This window comes from Streptomyces sp. R-74717 (assembly GCF_047305335.1).
GTDB classification, from domain to species: Bacteria; Actinomycetota; Actinomycetes; order Streptomycetales; family Streptomycetaceae; genus Streptomyces; species Streptomyces atratus.
This window is the reverse complement of the sequence record NZ_CP102361.1, coordinates 7,284,628-7,301,266: the sequence shown is the minus strand read 5'-3', so window position 1 is coordinate 7,301,266 and position 16,639 is coordinate 7,284,628. Positions and strand designations below refer to the sequence as shown.

Genomic DNA, 16,639 nt, shown 5'->3' with positions numbered 1-16,639 from the left:
TCAGATGCAATACAGGCCTTGATACGGCCTTGCCGGCAGGCCGACCTGACCGGCCCAGGGCAGGGAACGGCGCGGTTCGGCTCAGTGCCTGGCGAACGGCTTCGGACGAGGGGGCCGCGCGGGCGCCGTGGCCGCAGAAACAGCGGGCGCGGAAGCGGGAGGGGGCGCGGGCGCCACGGACGGCTGCGGCTGTGCCTGTGCAGGGCGCTGTGTCTGTGCAGGGCTCTGTGCCTGTGCAGGGCTCTGTGCCTGTGCAGGGCGCTGTGCCTGTGCGGGCTGCTGCGGCGGCCGCACGGCCTGCTGCGACTGCATCACCTGCTGCTGCGCGGGCTGCTGCGCCCGCTCCAGGAAGCGGAGCAGCTCCACCGGGAACGGGAGCACCAGCGTGGAGTTCTTCTCGGCCGCGACCGCAACCACCGTCTGCAGCAGGCGCAGCTGGAGCGCGGCCGGCTGGGAGGACATCTCCTTCGCCGCCTCGGCGAGTTTCTTCGAGGCCTGAAGCTCGGCGTCCGCGTTGATGACGCGGGCTCGCCGCTCACGGTCGGCCTCGGCCTGACGGGCCATGGAGCGTTTCATCGTCTCCGGCAGCGAAACGTCCTTGATCTCCACCCGGTCGATCTGCACACCCCACCCGACCGCTGGGCTGTCGATCATCAGCTCAAGGCCCTGATTCAGCTTCTCGCGGTTGGACAGCAGATCGTCCAGATCGCTCTTGCCGATGATCGACCGCAGTGAGGTCTGTGCCATCTGCGACACCGCGAACCGGTAGTCCTCCACCTGGATCACGGCACTCGCCGCATCGACCACCTTGAAGTAGATGACCGCGTCCACCCGCACCGTCACGTTGTCCCGGGTGATTCCGTCCTGCGCGGGGACCGGCATCGTCACGATCTGCATATTGACCTTGCGCAGCCGCTCGACGCCGGGGATCACCATGGTGAATCCGGGCCCTCGCACATCGTTACGGAGCCTGCCGAGCCTCAGTACGACGCCCCGCTCGTACTGCTTGACGACCTTGGCCGCCGCCGCCAAGTACAGCGCACCCGCCGAGGCCGCCCCCACTATTGCGATTACGAGCTCCTGGACCATGACGGCCCCCTGAACGCCGGAAACAACTGAAACACGGAAATCAATCGCTGTTACCACGGTATGCCCAATATCAACCGATATGAACATTGGTCGAGGCTCGCCCGGTACGGCTGTCGCCCGGCCGGCCGCGCACCGGATGCCGGGCCACCGGGGAGCAGGCAAGGTGACCAGCGTCAGCACGTTCTCCGTGGCGCATGCGGTGCTGTGGCGTACGCCGTGCTGACGGATGAGCCGGACGAGACAGACGAGGACCCACCCATGCCCGTGATCGATCACCGGCGCCGCCGTCTCGGCATCGCAGCCGGCACCGCGCTCCTGACCCTCACCGTCGCAGGCTGTTCCGGCCTCGGCCGGACAGCGGTCGGGCCGATCATCTACACGACCGAGCGGGACGCCGTGATCATGGTGAACAGCCCTTCGGTGAAAGGCTGCCACCCGCTCGCTCCCGCTGGGGCCAAGGAAGTGAGCAATGGCACCCTGATCGACATCATTCTGTACCGCACACCCAACTGCACCGGTCCGGGTACGACGTACCTCGCGACCACGGTCAGCGACGTCAACGGGGCCGGCGCCCTGCCGTGGCGCAGTTTCAGCACGGTCCACTGACCGGTCACACGCAGAGCGGAAGGCCGCTGAAGGGTGCCCGCCGGCGCTCGCTGCCGAAGTTGATGGAGCCGATCTCGGCGGCCTGGATCACCGGGCCGCCGATGCTGGGCGTCCCGCTGATCGTGCTGTGCACCTCGCCCGCGCGCCCACCATCGCCCGCGGATGCCGCTCGGTGCCGGGCCGCCGACGTGGACGAGAGCCCGCTCCGTGGCCGCTATGCACGCCTGCGGACGAGCGCGACCAGATCCGCCGTACGACCCCGCCGCTCCCGGGCGATCAGGACGAGCAGCACGATGAGCAGCGCCGGCATGATCGCGTTCATCCGGTCGAGCAGCGTCAGTTGGACGATGGAGGCACCGGCCATCAGTCCGCAGAAGGCCATGGCCGCCACTCCTGCCAGGACCGGGATCAACAGGGCAATGGCCCCCGCCATCTCCAGCCCTCCGATGGTGTACATCGCGGCCTGGTTCCAGCCCATCCGGTCGAAGGACTCGATCGCCGTCTCATGGGCGATCAGCTTGGCGAACGCGCTGAACCCGAAGAACAGGGCAAGAACGACGCGTGCGGCGGTCAGTGCGACGGCCCCGCGGCTGCGACCCCCGGCTCGGGTCTCGGAAGAGGTGGCAAGGGCGGCAGTGGGGGTGCTCCGGACCGGTGTGCACTCGGACATCTGGGTCTCCTCGGGAAAACTTCGCGCGGTGTTGCCTACGAAGAGGTAGACCGGTCCGCGGTCCGGAACTCATCGCTTCCCGGACCGCGGATCCCCTTCGCTCCGAGGAGCTACTTCGGCAGGGCCCGCACCCAGATCCCGTCATCCGTGAGATACCGGTCGACGGTCAGACCCGCCGCCTCCAGGTATCCCTCGAACTGCTCCTTCGACAGCTCCCGCGACAGGAATGTCTGGGTCCACCGCGCATCGTCGAAAAGGTACTCGGCATGCACCGAGTCCACCCCGTCCCCCACGGGCTCGGCCGAGACGATCCGTACGGTGTAGCCGCCCGGATCGACCCGTTCCCGCGGCAGGTTGGTGTGGTAGTCGGCGCCCTCGCGCTGGATGAGTACGGCCCCGCCGTCCTTGACGTGGTTCCGGCAGACACGCAGCATCCCGTCACGCACCCGGTGCTCGCTCGTGTGCACCAGGAACGACGCCAGCATCACCACGTCGAACGTCTCGTCACCGAGGTCCAACGACTCGATGGGGCTCTGTACGGTGCGGGCGCCGCGGATGTGCTCCAGCATCTGTGCCGACTCGTCCACGGCGGTGACGTCGAAGCCTCGCTCGATCAGCGGATGGGTCACCCGGCCCGCCCCGCAGCCCAGTTCCAGAATGCTTGCCCCGGCGGGTACGGCCGCCGCGATCACCTCCGGTTCGTCGCCGACGGACAGCCGTCTGTACAGTTCGACCGCACAGCCGTCCGGCGTGATCGCGCCGGGGCCCGTCCCTGAATATCCCTCACGCACCAGTCGTCCGCTCATGTACAGCCGAACGAACGGCCGTTGATGGTCGTTCCTGCCACGCGGTCTTCCCGTCACACCGAGCGACAGGCGACCAGGGAGGCGGTGACGCACCGACAGGTCGTCGGCGCGCAAGGTACGGGTCGACCGTCAGTACACCGGGTAGCGGTCGGCCGGCCACACGACCGCGTGCTCGAACTCCACGCACAGATCGTCGGCCACCTCGGTGATCAGCGCTCGCCCTTCGGTCGCCACCAGCCAGGACGGCGGAAGGTGTACGTCTCCGTGGCGCGTGCCGAGCAGATTGCCGCAGATCGCACCGGTGGAGTCGCTGTCGCCCGAGTGGTTGACCGAGAGCAGCAGCGACTGGGCCACCTGATCGGCGCCCGGCAGCACGAGGGCGCAGTACACGGCGATGGCAAGGGCCTCCTCGGCGACCCAGCCCGCGCCGAGCTTCTCCACCTTCTCGGCGGTCGGCTCGCCCTCGGCGGCCAGGTCGACGGCCGCCCGCAGCGCCGCCGTCGTCTCCTCGTGCCCCGGGTGGCGGCCAAGCAGCTCCATGGCCCGCAGCACCGCACCCGCCATCGAGTCGCCCTCCAGAAGATGGGCGACGATCGCGGCGAACGCCCCGGCCGCGTACGCACCGGTCGGGTGGCCATGGGTGATCTGCGCGCACCAGTAGGCGAGCCGGAAGCCCACCTGGGCGTCCTCCCCCACCAGCCCGAAGGGGGCGGACCGCATCACCGTGCCGCACCCCTTGGACCCGGTGTTGACGGGACCGGGCTCACCGAGCCGCCCCGTCGGTTCGGGGACATGGCCGGTCGCGAGCCCCGTCAGACAGGCGTTGCCGGGGGCCCGGCGCGCGTACAGCCAGGGCTGCTGCCTGAGCCGGCCGGTCCGTACCGGATTGTCGGCTCCACCGGCCGGCGGAGTGGGGTGGTTCTGGGTGTCCAGCCAGCGCAGATAGGCGTTCCGCACGATCCCGACCTCGGCGCCGCCGATACCCTTCGACATCGCCCGGGAATGGGCCCTGATCAGTCCTTCGGCCGTGAACAGGGTCATCTGCGTATCGTCCGTGACACGTCCGACGACCCCCTCCTCGTCCGGGAGAAGGCCTTGCACACCGTGTTCACCGTGCGCGCGGCGGATACCGGCGAGCGAAAGGAACTCCACCGGGTTCCCCAGGGCGTCCCCGATCGCCCCGCCCAGCAGACAGCCCCGGACCCTCGCCCTGCGGCCGGTACGGTCCCCCCACGATGTGCCGTTCACGCACGATCCCCTCAATCCGATCCGACGTCGACATGTCCCAAAACACCGTCGCGGGTCCATCCTGGTAGGAGAGGCGATCGCCATGCGTACCGGTAATGAACCGACGACTGCACGCAGTCCTCTGCGGCTGCGGCTCTGCTTGAGTCTATGGGGGCTGGCCTGGGCCGTCTTCGGCCTGGCTGCGTTCACACTGACAGACCGCCCGGGCTGGGCCGCGGCCTGCGGTCTGCTGCTCCTGCTGGTCCTCGTGGACATCGCGGTGATCGTCCACCACATCCGCCAGGGCCCGCACTACCAGCCGGGCCGCAACATCCCGCCGTACGAACCCGACCACGGCGGACGCGGCAGGTACGGGCACTGACGCGGACACGCCGGGGCCGGGACGAGCAGCCGTGCACGGCGGGGCCCGGCACTGGGCGTCAGCCCTCCGTACGGAGCGGTCAACTCTCCGTACGGAAGCGGGCCGCCTTCAGATACTCCGGGTTCGGGTCGAGTGCGGCGGCCAGCCGGAAGTGGCGGGCGGCCCGGTCGGAGCGGCCGGAGCGCTCGAAGGTGCGGGCGAGCGCGAAGTGCGCGAAGGCGTTGTCCGGTTCGCGCTCCAGGACGAGTTCGAATTCGAGCTCGGCAGGGCGCAGTTGGGCGGCGGCGAAGAAGGCGCGGGCCCGCAGCAGCCGGGCGGCGGTGCTCTCCGGATGGGACGCGATCACCGAGTCCAGGAGCTTGACCGCGCCCCGGGGGTCGTGCGCCGCCAACAGGTGTTCGGCCGCGCGGAAGTCGATGACGTTGGTTTCCGGAGTCCTCTCGGGCACGATCGCATCCTTCCCTTCGCTACCGGGTTCTCAACGTCCGGCCGCTGTCCGGTATTCCGATACGGAAATCAGCCGGCCACGGCCCGCTGGGTCAGCTTCGACCAGACCTTGCGGACCTGCGGCTCCAGTTCCTCCATCGGTCCGTCGTTGTCCACGATCAGATCGGCCACGGCACGCCGCTGCTCCCGGGTCGCCTGCGCGGCCATGCGGGCGCGGGCCTCGGACTCGGTCATGCCGCGCAGCCGTACGAGCCGGTCGAGCTGGGTCTCGGGACTGGCGTCCACGACGACGACCAGGTCGTAGAGCGGGGCGAGGCCGTTCTCCGTGAGGAGGGGGACGTCATGGACGACGACCGAGTCGGGGCCCGCGGCCCGCTCCAGCTCGGCGGAGCGGGCGCCTACCAGCGGGTGGACGATCGCGTTGAGAGTGGCGAGCCGGTCGGCGTCGGAGAAGACGATCGAGCCGAGCTTCGGCCGGTCCAGGGCGCCTTCGGCGGTGAGGATGCCGGCACCGAACGCGTCGACGACGGCCGTGAGACCGGGGGTCCCCGGCTCGACGACCTCCCGGGCGATCCGGTCCGCGTCGATCAGCACCGCTCCGTATCCGACGAGCAGCCGTGACACTTCACTCTTGCCGGCGCCGATCCCACCGGTCAGGCCCACTTTCAGCATGCCGGGCAGCCTAGTACGAGGGGTGACGGGCGCGGCCGGTCAGGCGTCCCCCTCGCGCTCCGCGAGGAATCGCTCGAATTCGAGACCGATCTCGTCGGCGGACGGCAGGTCGACCGGCTCGGCGACCAGGTTGCCCCGGGTCTCGGAGCCCGCGACCGCGTCGTACTGGTGCTCAAGGCCCTCCACGAGCGAGACGAGCTCCTCGTCGCCCTGGCCGATCTGCCGGTCGATCTCCGTCTGGGTGCGGTGGGCCTCCGTGCGCAGCGCATGGGCGACGGTCGGCAGGACCAGGCCGGTCGCGGCCGTGATCGACTCCAGGGCGGTGAGCGCCGCGTCCGGGTAGGCGGAACGGGCGACGTAGTGCGGCACATGGGCGGCGACACCGAGGACGTCGTGTCCGGCCTCCATCAGCCGGTACTCCACCAGCGCCTCGGCGGAGCCGGGCACCTGCGCCTCGTCGAACGGATTGCGATGGCCGGGCATGAGGTCCGTGCGGTTGCCGTGCGCGGTGAGGCCGACGGGACGGGTGTGCGGGACGCCCATCGGGATGCCGTGGAAGTTCACCGCGAGGCGGACACCGAGGCGTTCGACGATCTGCTCGACAGCGGCGGCGAAGCGCTCCCACTCCACGTCCGGCTCGGGCCCGGAAAGCAGCAGGAAGGGTGCTCCGGTGGCGTCCTGGACGACCCGTACGTCAAGCGTCGGGGTCTCGTAGGCCGCCCAGCGGTCGCGCCGGAAGGTCAGCAGCGGGCGCCGTGCGCGGTAGTCGACGAGCCGGTCGTGGTCGAAGCTGGCAACGACCTGGTGCGGCAGCGTTTCGAGCAGGCCGTCGACGATCTGCTCACCGGTCTCACCCGCGTCGATGTATCCGTCGAAGTGATAGAGCATGACCAGGCCGGCCGACTCCTGGGCGAGCGCCATGTCGACGACGGCCAGTCCCTTCGGCTCCCATTCGTACAAACTCTGCGGATCAGGCACGATTACCGCTCCTCCTCGTGTTCCTGGAGAAGAACGCCCGGCGGGGCACGGGCATTCCCGGACCGTGCCCCTTCAGCCGGCGTTTCATGCCAGAACCTATGCGAGAACGTGGGTGTGCAGCGCCGTCACCGCCTTCCGCGCGGACGTGAACGCGCCGTGCTGCCCGGCGTCCGCGTAGCTCAGGTAGTCACCGGCGAAGTAGACGCATCCGGCGGCCCGGTTGAGCGGTGCGAAGGCCGGTGCGTCGGGGCCTCCCGACAGGGAGTGCCAGGAGGCCTCCGGATACGGGGTCTGCCGCCAGTGGTGGGAGAACGACGTGGCGAGCTCCGTCCGGTACTTGTCACCGTGGATCTTCATGCCTTGGGCGATGGCCCGTGCCTCCCTGTCGCGCGGGGTGAGAGCAGCGTGCGCGTCGGCGTTGGAGCCGGTGTTGTAGTGCCCGATGATGGTGCCGCGCTTGCCTTGGTGGCCGTAGGACGGGTACCAGATGTGGGACAGGTCCATGTCCGTCTCCGTGATGCCGCCATAGATCCGGTGGTCGCTCTCCCACCAACGGCTCTTGTACTCCAGCCCGATCTTGCCGGCCGAGGACGGCTTGCATGCCTCCAGGGCGCTCTGGACGGCCGGGCCGAGGTTGTGGGCGGTCTTGGCCAGAATGTTGGGCGGCAGTGCGGCGATGCAGTAGTCCGCTTCGATGCTGCGGGTGCGGCCCGACTGGGTGTAGGTGACGGTGACGCCGTGGGCCGAGTCGGTGATCTCGGTGACGGCCGCGCCGGTGCGGATCCTGCGCTCGCCTATCGCCCGGGTGAGCGCGGCGGGTATCCGGTCCATGCCGCCGACCGGCTGGAACATCAGCATCGCCTGGTCGTACTCGAACTCGAAGGCGAAGTACCGGCCGACGCCGCTCGCGAACACCTCGGAAGCGGAGGGCACGGAGCCGAGCTCCTCACCGGGGTGCCGGCGGCCGCTGGGTCGATGCGGTAGCCGCGCCGGGGACTGCCCGTGTAAGCGAGGGAGTCACCGATGTCACCGAAGTCCTTGAGGAACTCCAGGAGTCACTCCTGGTCCTCCGCGGTGATCTGACGGTCGAGCGCCCCCATGTCATTGGCCTTGGAGAGGAGTTCGGCAACATAGCCGTACACGCCGGCCTTGGCGGTGCGGTAGCGCACCGGGGCCTCCATGCCGACCTTCTCGTTGAAGATATAGGCATGGGCGTTCACGTTGGTGAACGCCTCGATGGGGACGTCGAGTTCGCGACAGTAGTCGAGGGTGACCATCCATTGCGGGATCCGCGCGGGTCCCGCGTTCATGTACCGCCCGTCGCTGAAGTGCGCGGCCTGCTGGTTGCCGTAGGTGTCGATGGCGGAATCGCCGCCGCGCACGGTGAAGTTGCGGCCACCCGTACGACTCCGGGCCTCCAGGATCGTACAGTCGTAGCCCGCCTTGCCCAGTTCGTACGCGGTGGTGGGTCCGGCGATTCCGCCGCCGACGATCACGACCTTGGCCGCAGCCTTCCCCTTCAGCGCGAAGTCACCTTTGCTGGGTGCGTGAAAGGCGGGTTCGCGGCTTGCCGCCTGGACCGTGGGGGCGAGGCCGAGGGCCCCCGTGGTCGCGAACATCGCGCCCGCGCCACCCGTGATCCCTACCTTGCGCAGAAACGTGCGGCGGCTCGTGCCCGGCACCACAGGCGAGTTGTGCGAAGTGTGCGTCATGTCCCGGCTCCCCTTCGGATCTCGAGGTTGCCGGGATCCCGGCAAGGGCGTGTTACAGGCCGTCAGTTACTCGTGTTCCCGCACGCTTCTCTCCGCTCACCCCGCTCGACGCCGCCACGAACAATGGTCCAGACCTTGACATGACCACGCCTCACCCCTACCGTCACTGGGCAGCATGTTCAGAGACTCGCCCCACGTTCATGTACGAGAACTCTCGAACTCCTTCGACGGGAAGACACCCCCATGCGTACCCGCACGCTGCTCCCCGCCCTGCTGGCCACCACGCTCGCCACCGGCGGCCTCGCCCTCACCTCCGCCACCACCGCGGATGCGGCGACGGTCATCGATGTGAGCACCACCGCCCAGCTCAAGTCCGCCCTCACCGCCGCGGCCCCCGGCGACACGATCCACCTGGCCGACGGCACCTACACCGGCAACTTCAAGGCGACCGCCCCCGGCACCGCCTCCGCCCGGATCACCCTCACCGGCTCCGCCAAGGCAGTCCTCACGGCCGGCGGCGGCTACGGACTCCACCTCGACGGCGCCTCCTACTGGACCGTCCAGGGCATCACCGTCACCGGCGGCCAGAAGGGCATCATGGCCGACACCGCCACCGGGGTCGTGATCGATTCGGTGACCGTGCACGATCTGGACATGGAGGGCGTCCACTTCCGCAAGTCCAGCAAGAACGGCGTCATCAAGAACTCGCGGATCTACGACACCGGGCACGACGGCCGCGGCATGGGCGAGGGCGTCTACGTCGGCACGGCGGGCGATCTCTCCGACAGGAGCGACCAGGTCCAGATCCTGAACAACACGATCGGACCGGGGGTCGGCGGCGAGAACGTCGACGTCAAGGAGGGCACCACCGGGGCGCAGATCATCGGCAACACCTTCGACGGCAGCGGGCTGACCGGCGCCAACTACGACGACTCCTGGGTCGATGTGAAGGGCAACGACGTCCTGGTCGAGGGCAACAAGGGCTCCCGCACGACCAACAGCGGCTACGAGACCCACACCCAGCAGAGCGGCTGGGGCTGCGGCACCGTCTTCCGCAACAACGCCTCGGACCTGACCGGCTCCACGGGCGACAGGCAGATCGCGTTCAACGTGACCAACTACAGCGCGAGCTGTCCGACCACCGTCTACAGCAGCAACACGGTGACCGGCGGCAAGGGCCTGACCAACATCACCGTCACTCCGTAACCGCGCCGCGGATACGAGTGAGGCCCGCTCCCCGAAGGGAGCGGGCCTCACTTTCAGCTACTGCAGCCGATCACCGGCCGGAGGGGCAGAGCGTCAGCTCTGGCCGCCCGCCAGCTTCTCGCGCAGGGCAGCCAGGGCCTCGTCCGACGCCAGGGCGCCGGAGTTGTCCGCGGACTCCGAGGAGTACGAGCCGCCACCGCTGCCGCCGGAGGCAGCCGGGGCGCCACCGGCCGGGGCAGCAGCGCCCTCGGCAGCAGCGGCCTCGTCGGCCTCGCGGGACTTGATGACCTGGGCCTGGTGCTGCTCGAAGCGCTGCTGCGCCTCGGCGTACTGCGTCTCCCACGCCTCGCGCTGGGTCTCGTAGCCCTCGAGCCAGTCGTTGGTCTCGGGGTCGAAGCCCTCGGGGTAGATGTAGTTGCCCTGGTCGTCGTAGGACGCGGCCATGCCGTACAGGGTCGGGTCGAACTCGACCGAGGCCGGGTCGGCACCGAAGGACTCGTTGGCCTGCTTCAGCGAGAGGCTGATGCGGCGACGCTCGAGGTCGATGTCGATGACCTTGACGAAGATCTCGTCGTTGACCTGGACGACCTGCTCCGGGATCTCCACGTGGCGCTCGGCCAGCTCGGAGATGTGGACCAGACCCTCGATGCCCTCGTCGACGCGCACGAACGCACCGAACGGAACGAGCTTGGTGACCTTACCGGGAACGACCTGCCCGATCTGGTGCGTACGGGCGAACTGCTGCCACGGGTCTTCCTGCGTCGCCTTGAGCGACAGCGAGACGCGCTCGCGGTCCATGTCGACGTCGAGGACCTCGACGGTGACTTCCTGACCGACCTCGACGACCTCGGAGGGGTGGTCGATGTGCTTCCAGGAGAGCTCGGAGACGTGCACGAGACCATCGACGCCACCGAGGTCCACGAACGCACCGAAGTTGACGATCGAGGAGACGACGCCGGAGCGGACCTGGCCCTTCTGCAGGGTCGTGAGGAAGGTCTGACGGACCTCGCTCTGGGTCTGCTCCAGCCAGGCACGGCGGGACAGGACCACGTTGTTGCGGTTCTTGTCCAGCTCGATGATCTTCGCCTCGAGCTCCTTGCCCACGTAGGGCTGGAGGTCGCGGACACGACGCATCTCGACGAGCGAAGCCGGCAGGAAGCCGCGGAGGCCGATGTCGAGGATGAGACCACCCTTGACGACCTCGATGACGGTACCGGTGACGATGCCGTCTTCTTCCTTGATCTTCTCGATGGTGCCCCAGGCACGCTCGTACTGAGCGCGCTTCTTCGAGAGGATCAGGCGGCCTTCCTTGTCCTCCTTCTGGAGAACCAGGGCCTCGATCTCGTCACCGACCTTGACGACCTCGTTCGGGTCGACGTCGTGCTTGATCGAGAGCTCGCGGCTCGGGATGACACCTTCGGTCTTGTAACCGATGTCGAGGAGAACCTCGTCCCGGTCAACCTTGACGATGACACCGTCAACGATGTCGCCGTCGTTGAAGTACTTGATCGTCTCGTCGATCGCCGCGAGGAACGCGTCCGCGTCGCCGATGTCGTTGACCGCAACCTGCGGGGTGGTGGCGGTGGTCTCGGTGCTGCTCGTCATGTGGGAAAGGGCTCCGGTACGGACAGTGAGTCGTAGGTACTGCTACGCCGGGAGCCCGTATCGCCTCTGCAGAAGCCGGACAGCCCGGGAAGCACCGAACCCGCTGGGCGGGAGGCGCCTCGTGAACCGAGGGGACATACGACAGACGCGAGCGCGGCCTGCTAGGTCTGAGGCGCGCAGGCTCGCAGCGCAACTTGTAGCATACGGGGGCAGCCGGGCACGGTCAATGCGCGAAGGCGCACACCGGGGGCACAGCGACCCATATCCGGCACAATTCGTGTTCCCCGAGGCCACATCGGCCCCGGGAGACAATCCGTGAGTGCGGAGCCGTACTCACGGGTACCCCTGGGTACGTACCGCGTGCGGCGGGGTGAAGGCAAACTACAACGACGGACACGATGAGCCAAGAGATCTACGCGGCCGAACCCGAAGCGACTCGCCGCAGCGCGTCGGAGACCGAGAGCAGCCGGGCAAGTCGCGGCTGGTGGGACCGGAACGCCGACGAGTACCAGAGCGACCACGGCGCCTTCCTCGGCGACGACCGTTTCGTCTGGGGTCCGGAGGGGCTCGACGAGGCCGAGGCCGGTCTGCTCGGCCCCGCCGAGTCGCTGAAGGGCCTCGACATCCTGGAGATCGGTGCGGGCGCGGCGCAGTGCTCGCGCTGGCTGGCCTCCAAGGGCGCCCGCCCGGTGGCCCTGGACCTCTCGCACCGGCAGCTGCAGCACGCGCTGCGGATCGGCGACGGGATCCCCCTGGTGGAGGCGGACGCCGGGGTGCTGCCGTTCCGGGACGGCTCCTTCGACCTGGCGTGCTCCGCCTACGGCGCGGTGCCGTTCGTCGCCGATCCCGTGCAGGTGTTCCGCGAGGTGCACCGGGTGCTGCGCCCCGGGGGCCGCTGGGTCTTCTCGGTGACGCATCCGGTCCGCTGGGCGTTCCCGGACGAGCCGGGTCCCGAGGGGCTCTCCGTCGCGGCCTCGTACTTCGACCGCACCCCCTATGTCGAGCAGGACGAGCAGGGCAATGCCGTGTACGTCGAGCACCACCGGACGCTGGGCGACCGGGTGCGGGACGTGGTGGCCGGCGGATTCCGGCTGGTCGATCTCGTCGAACCGGAGTGGCCCGCCTGGAACAACCAGGAGTGGGGCGGCTGGTCCCCGCTGCGCGGCAGCCTGATCCCAGGAACGGCGATCTTCGTCTGCGTGCGGGACTGATACGGGGGCCCTGGGACCGGTCTCGGGGTACGGGAGCCCCGGTGCCTCGTACGAGACTGGGAGCGTGATCCATACCGACGCCCTGGACCAGTTGCCCGTACGCACCGCTGTGCCCGCCCTGGAGCGGGCCCTCGACGACCGCGGCGTCGCGGTGCTGTGCGCGCCGCCCGGCACCGGCAAGACGACCCTCGTACCGCTGGTCCTGGCCGGTCTGACCGGGGGTGGCCCGGTGCGCAGGGTGGTGGTCGCCGAGCCGCGGCGCATCGCGGCTCGGGCGGCGGCGCGCCGGATGGCGTGGCTCATCGGTGAGCAGGCCGGCGGGCGGGTGGGCTTCACGGTCCGCGGGGAGCGGGTGGTGGGGCCCCACACCGTGGTGGAGGTGGTGACCACCGGGGTGCTGCTCCAGCGGCTGCAGCGCGACCAGGAGCTGGCCGGGGTCGATGCGGTGATCATCGACGAGTGCCATGAGCGGCATCTGGACGCGGACACGGTCGCCGCGTTCCTTCTCGATGTGCGGGAGGCGATCCGGCCCGATCTGCGGCTGGTCGCCGCGTCCGCGACGACGGACGCGGCGGGCTGGGCACGGCTGCTGGGGGACGCTCCGGTGGTGGAGGCGCAGGGTGTTTCGCATCCGGTGGAGGTGGTCTGGGCCCCGCCCGCCGGGCCGGTGCGGCCGCCGCACGGGATGCGGGTCGATCCGGCGCTGCTGACGCATGTCGCCTCGACGGTGCGCCGGGCGCTCGCCGAACGGGAGGGCGATGTGCTTTGTTTCCTGCCCGGTGTCGGCGAGATCGGACGGGTCGCGGCGCAGCTGGCGGGGGTGGCCGCCGAGGTGCTCCAGGTACACGGGCGGGCTCCGGCGGCGGTGCAGGACGCTGTGCTGGCCGGGTCGTCCGACAGTCGGCGGGTGGTGCTGGCGACCTCGGTGGCGGAGTCGTCTCTGACGGTGCCCGGGGTGCGGGTCGTGGTCGACTCGGGTCTGGCCAGGGAGCCGCGTACCGATCACGCGCGGGGGCTGAGCGCGCTGACGACGGTACGGGCGTCGCAGGCGGCGGGGAGGCAGCGGGCGGGCCGGGCCGGGCGTGAGGCGCCGGGGGCGGTGTACCGGTGCTGGGAGCAGGCCGGGGACGGGCGGCTGGCGCGGTTCCCGTCCCCGGAGATCAAGGTCGCGGATCTGGCGGCGTTCGCGTTGCAGGCAGCGTGCTGGGGCGATCCGGACGCGTCGGGGCTGGCGCTGCTCGATCCGCCGCCCGCGGGTGCGATGGGCGCGGCACGCGAGGTGCTGACGGCAGTCGGCGCGGTGGACGCTGACGGGCGGGTGACCGACCGGGGCGTACGGATGGCCCGGCTCGGCCTGCATCCGCGGCTGGCGCGGGCCCTGCTGGACGGCGCTGCCGAAGTGGGCGGCCGCCGGGCGGCCGAGGTGGTGGCGCTGCTGAGCGAGGAGCCGCCGCGAGAATACGGGGATGATCTGGCGGCGGCGCTGCGTAACGCCCGGCGGGGCGGGGACGGCTATGCGGCGCGCTGGCGGCAGGAGGTCCGACGGCTGTCCTTGTCGGTCAAGGACGTGGGTGGGGGTTCCGGTCCGGACGATGGAGCCGTCGGTCTGGTGGCCGCGCTGGCGTTCCCGGAGCGGGTGGCGCGGGCCCGGGGTGAGGGGGCGTTCCTGATGGTGTCGGGCACGGGTGCGGAGCTGCGGGACGGGTCGGGGCTGCGCAGCGCGCCGTGGCTGGCGGTCGCGGTCGCCGACCGGCCCGCGCACGCGGCGTCCGCGCGGGTGCGGCTCGCCGCCGTCATCGACGAGGACACGGCGCGGACGGCCGCCGGGCATCTGCGGTTCTCGGGCGAGGAGGTCCGCTGGTCCGGCGGCGATGTGGTGGCCCGCAGGGTGGAGCGGCTGGGTGCCGTCGAGCTGTCGGTGCGCCCGCTGAAAGATCCGGCGCCCGGGCTGGTGCGCGAGGCGCTGGTCGAGGGTCTGCGGCGCGAAGGCTTCGGGCTGCTGCGCCGGACGCGTGAGACCGAGCAACTGCGGGAGCGGCTCGCCTTTCTGCACCGGACGTTGGGTGCGCCCTGGCCGGACGTGTCGGACGGTGCGCTGCTGGACCGTACCGAGGAGTGGCTGGAGCCCGAGTTGTCACGGGCGCGGCGGCGCTCCGATCTCGCGCGGATCGACGCGGGGCAGGCGTTGCGGCGGCTGCTGCCGTGGGCGACCGGTGAGGCGGCCCGGCTGGACGAGCTGGCGCCGGAGCGGATCGAGGTGCCGAGCGGCTCCCGTATCAGGGTGGAATACGGCGGGGCGCAGCCCGTACTCGCGGTGAAGCTCCAGGAGCTGTTCGGCCTGCAGGAGACCCCGAGGGTGGCCGGGGTGCCGGTGCTGGTCCACCTCCTCTCCCCCGCCGGGCGTCCCGCGGCCGTCACCGCGGATCTGGCGTCGTTCTGGCGGGACGGCTACCGGGCCGTGCGGGCGGAGCTGCGCGGCCGGTATCCGAAGCATCCGTGGCCACAGGACCCCACGACGGTGGAGGCGACCCGGTTCACGAAGAGGGCCCGGCGGTAGGCAGCGCGGGTGAAGGAGCGGGGCTGGGGTGCGTGCATCGCAAGGCGGAGGATTGAATCAGATGGGGTCTCCCCTGCTCGAGCGCAGCCGAGAGCTTGGGGAAGGAGCGTTGGTGATTGACGACAACGCCGCGAGGTGCGTGCCCCAGCCCCGCGACGCCGCGAAGCCTACTGCCGGGCCCTCTGGGGCGCGGCTCAGGCGGGAGTAGGTTCCGGGTCCGGGGCGGGTGCCGGTGCCCCGTCGGGCAGTTCGCCGTCCGGGCGCCGGGAGCGCGCCTCCAGCCACAGGGCGAGCGCGAGCAGGACCGCGCCGAGGGCGAGGGAGCCCCAGGGCAGGTACGAGGTGAGCAGCAGGACCAGCAGGCGCTGGGACTTGACCAGGGCGACGATCGAATCGACGTAGTCCGCGCGCATCTTCACGTGCCCGGCGAACACGGTGAGGGTGTCCTGGGGAAGGCCCATCGCCTTGGCGTTGCGCAGCTCCTCCTTGTGGATCTCCTCGCCGTTGACGGGCGCTCCGGTGACCGGGTCCACCCAGAACATCCGCTTGGTGGTGTACCAGCGGGTCATGCCCGTCTTGGCGATCTGTTCCGGGGTGACGCCCTTGATGGGCATCTTCTTCGGCATCGGGACCTTGGTCCACGGGATGGTCTGCTCGAAGTAGTAGACGTCCATGCCGTGGAAGGTGCGGGTGCCCTTGTAGTGGATGGGCGAGCTGGTGCGGGCCTGCGCGTCGAAGTACTCGTAGTCGCGCTTCTCGGTGAGGAAGGGCCACTTGAACTCGATGCCCTCGCGCCTGACCGGATCGCCGTCGACCGATTCCCCTGTGGCGTGGACGGGGGCCTGGCTGTGGGCGTCGAAGATGTAGCGCTCGGGGATCTCGGAGACCATCTTGCCGTCCGGGCCGGCCACGTAGCTGAGGGCGTCCCAGACGACGACGTCGCGGCCGGCGCTGCGCTCGATCTTCTCGGACTCCTCCACGTTGCCTTTGAGGGTCTGCACGATGGTGACCTTGGGGACCCGCTTGACCTTCATGTTGTCGTTGTAGTCGAGGAGGGTGGCGGGCTTCGCCTCCAGCACCGTCTCCTGGTACTGACTGGGTGGGATCTTCGCGAGCCTGGGGAAGGCGTACCAGCGCAGCAGGGGCGACATGGCGGCGAAGAAGACGGCGAAGGCCAGGAGTACGAGGCTGGCTCGGCGGCGCATGGTGGTGGTGCCCTCCCTCAGCTTCTGTTGCTTCTTCCGGTGGCTAGTTCTTGGGGCCCGGGACGGTGGTCAGCAGGGGTTTGGGCGAGGTCTCTCCGGGCGGGGCGCCGATCGTGGTGATGGTGAAGACGAGCGCGAGGGCTGCGGCCAGCCCGATGGCGGCGGCGACGAGGGCACGCATGCCGGTCCTCCCGGAGAGCACGGATCTGATGGGTCGTCAGGGTTGGGGCACCGTAGCAACGCGGGCGCGAGATGAGAACACGTAG

At 69.9% G+C, this 16,639-nt stretch carries 16 protein-coding genes and 1 pseudogene; 5 read left to right on the top strand and 12 right to left on the bottom strand.

What is annotated here, in order from left to right; all coding sequences use genetic code 11:
* Window positions 1–81 precede the first annotated feature (81 nt).
* Window positions 82–1,089 carry a slipin family protein gene (locus NRF20_RS33430; RefSeq protein ID WP_413753828.1) on the bottom strand — a complete coding sequence of 336 codons (1,008 nt, stop codon included), beginning with the start codon at window positions 1,087–1,089 and terminating at the stop codon, window positions 82–84.
* A 258-nt stretch (window positions 1,090–1,347) separates the two neighbouring features.
* Between NRF20_RS33430 and NRF20_RS33425 the strand changes: the two genes are divergently transcribed.
* Window positions 1,348–1,695: a hypothetical protein gene (locus NRF20_RS33425; protein WP_398629534.1), complete on the top strand. Its 348-nt coding sequence runs from the start codon at window positions 1,348–1,350 to the stop codon at window positions 1,693–1,695.
* A gap of 4 nt (window positions 1,696–1,699) precedes the next feature.
* Here the strand turns inward: NRF20_RS33425 and NRF20_RS33420 are convergent, their stop codons facing one another.
* The 4 genes from NRF20_RS33420 to NRF20_RS33405 form a co-directional block, all read right to left on the bottom strand.
* Window positions 1,700–1,828, bottom strand: coding sequence for a hypothetical protein (locus NRF20_RS33420; protein WP_398629535.1), 129 nt, complete (start codon window positions 1,826–1,828; stop codon window positions 1,700–1,702).
* Between the two features lie 81 nt (window positions 1,829–1,909).
* A complete protein-coding gene (locus NRF20_RS33415; protein ID WP_266362189.1) occupies window positions 1,910–2,365 on the bottom strand; it encodes a DoxX family protein in 456 nt (151 codons plus the stop codon).
* A gap of 110 nt (window positions 2,366–2,475) precedes the next feature.
* Window positions 2,476–3,171, bottom strand: a complete 696-nt coding sequence (locus NRF20_RS33410) for a class I SAM-dependent methyltransferase (protein WP_329838810.1) — start codon at window positions 3,169–3,171, stop codon at window positions 2,476–2,478.
* Window positions 3,172–3,300: 129 nt separating this feature from the next.
* On the bottom strand, window positions 3,301–4,419 hold the full coding sequence (locus NRF20_RS33405) for an ADP-ribosylglycohydrolase family protein (protein ID WP_413753827.1): 1,119 nt from the start codon (window positions 4,417–4,419) through the stop codon (window positions 3,301–3,303).
* A 139-nt stretch (window positions 4,420–4,558) separates the two neighbouring features.
* Between NRF20_RS33405 and NRF20_RS33400 the strand changes: the two genes are divergently transcribed.
* Window positions 4,559–4,780, top strand: coding sequence for a DUF6343 family protein (locus NRF20_RS33400; protein ID WP_413753826.1), 222 nt, complete (start codon window positions 4,559–4,561; stop codon window positions 4,778–4,780).
* A gap of 79 nt (window positions 4,781–4,859) precedes the next feature.
* Here the strand turns inward: NRF20_RS33400 and NRF20_RS33395 are convergent, their stop codons facing one another.
* The 4 genes and pseudogenes from NRF20_RS33395 to NRF20_RS33380 form a co-directional block, all read right to left on the bottom strand.
* Window positions 4,860–5,228, bottom strand: a complete 369-nt coding sequence (locus NRF20_RS33395; protein ID WP_114243968.1) for a tetratricopeptide repeat protein — start codon at window positions 5,226–5,228, stop codon at window positions 4,860–4,862.
* Window positions 5,229–5,296: 68 nt separating this feature from the next.
* Window positions 5,297–5,899, bottom strand: a complete 603-nt coding sequence (coaE, locus tag NRF20_RS33390) for a dephospho-CoA kinase (RefSeq protein WP_413753825.1) — start codon at window positions 5,897–5,899, stop codon at window positions 5,297–5,299.
* Window positions 5,900–5,938: 39 nt separating this feature from the next.
* A complete protein-coding gene (locus tag NRF20_RS33385; RefSeq protein ID WP_266362178.1) occupies window positions 5,939–6,877 on the bottom strand; it encodes a PAC2 family protein in 939 nt (312 codons plus the stop codon).
* A 96-nt stretch (window positions 6,878–6,973) separates the two neighbouring features.
* Window positions 6,974–8,496: pseudogene (locus NRF20_RS33380) on the bottom strand (flavin monoamine oxidase family protein).
* A gap of 336 nt (window positions 8,497–8,832) precedes the next feature.
* Here NRF20_RS33380 and NRF20_RS33375 point away from each other — a divergent pair.
* Window positions 8,833–9,795 carry a right-handed parallel beta-helix repeat-containing protein gene (locus NRF20_RS33375; protein WP_413753824.1) on the top strand — a complete coding sequence of 321 codons (963 nt, stop codon included), beginning with the start codon at window positions 8,833–8,835 and terminating at the stop codon, window positions 9,793–9,795.
* A 93-nt stretch (window positions 9,796–9,888) separates the two neighbouring features.
* On the opposite strand, the gene rpsA is transcribed toward NRF20_RS33375, so the two are convergent.
* Window positions 9,889–11,400: a 30S ribosomal protein S1 gene (rpsA, locus tag NRF20_RS33370; RefSeq protein WP_266362176.1), complete on the bottom strand. Its 1,512-nt coding sequence runs from the start codon at window positions 11,398–11,400 to the stop codon at window positions 9,889–9,891.
* Between the two features lie 398 nt (window positions 11,401–11,798).
* Between rpsA and NRF20_RS33365 the strand changes: the two genes are divergently transcribed.
* Both NRF20_RS33365 and hrpB read left to right on the top strand, forming a co-directional pair.
* The gene (locus NRF20_RS33365; RefSeq protein WP_398629539.1) at window positions 11,799–12,611 is read left to right on the top strand and encodes a class I SAM-dependent methyltransferase; all 813 of its coding nucleotides are present in this window, start codon (window positions 11,799–11,801) and stop codon (window positions 12,609–12,611) included.
* A 64-nt stretch (window positions 12,612–12,675) separates the two neighbouring features.
* Window positions 12,676–15,168: an ATP-dependent helicase HrpB gene (hrpB, locus tag NRF20_RS33360; RefSeq protein WP_398629540.1), complete on the top strand. Its 2,493-nt coding sequence runs from the start codon at window positions 12,676–12,678 to the stop codon at window positions 15,166–15,168.
* A 194-nt stretch (window positions 15,169–15,362) separates the two neighbouring features.
* Here the strand turns inward: hrpB and NRF20_RS33355 are convergent, their stop codons facing one another.
* Both NRF20_RS33355 and NRF20_RS33350 read right to left on the bottom strand, forming a co-directional pair.
* Window positions 15,363–16,373, bottom strand: a complete 1,011-nt coding sequence (locus NRF20_RS33355; protein WP_398629541.1) for a DUF3068 domain-containing protein — start codon at window positions 16,371–16,373, stop codon at window positions 15,363–15,365.
* 43 nt (window positions 16,374–16,416) lie between these two features.
* Window positions 16,417–16,554 carry an SPW_0924 family protein gene (locus tag NRF20_RS33350; protein ID WP_107451335.1) on the bottom strand — a complete coding sequence of 46 codons (138 nt, stop codon included), beginning with the start codon at window positions 16,552–16,554 and terminating at the stop codon, window positions 16,417–16,419.
* Between the last annotated feature and the right edge of the window lie 85 nt (window positions 16,555–16,639).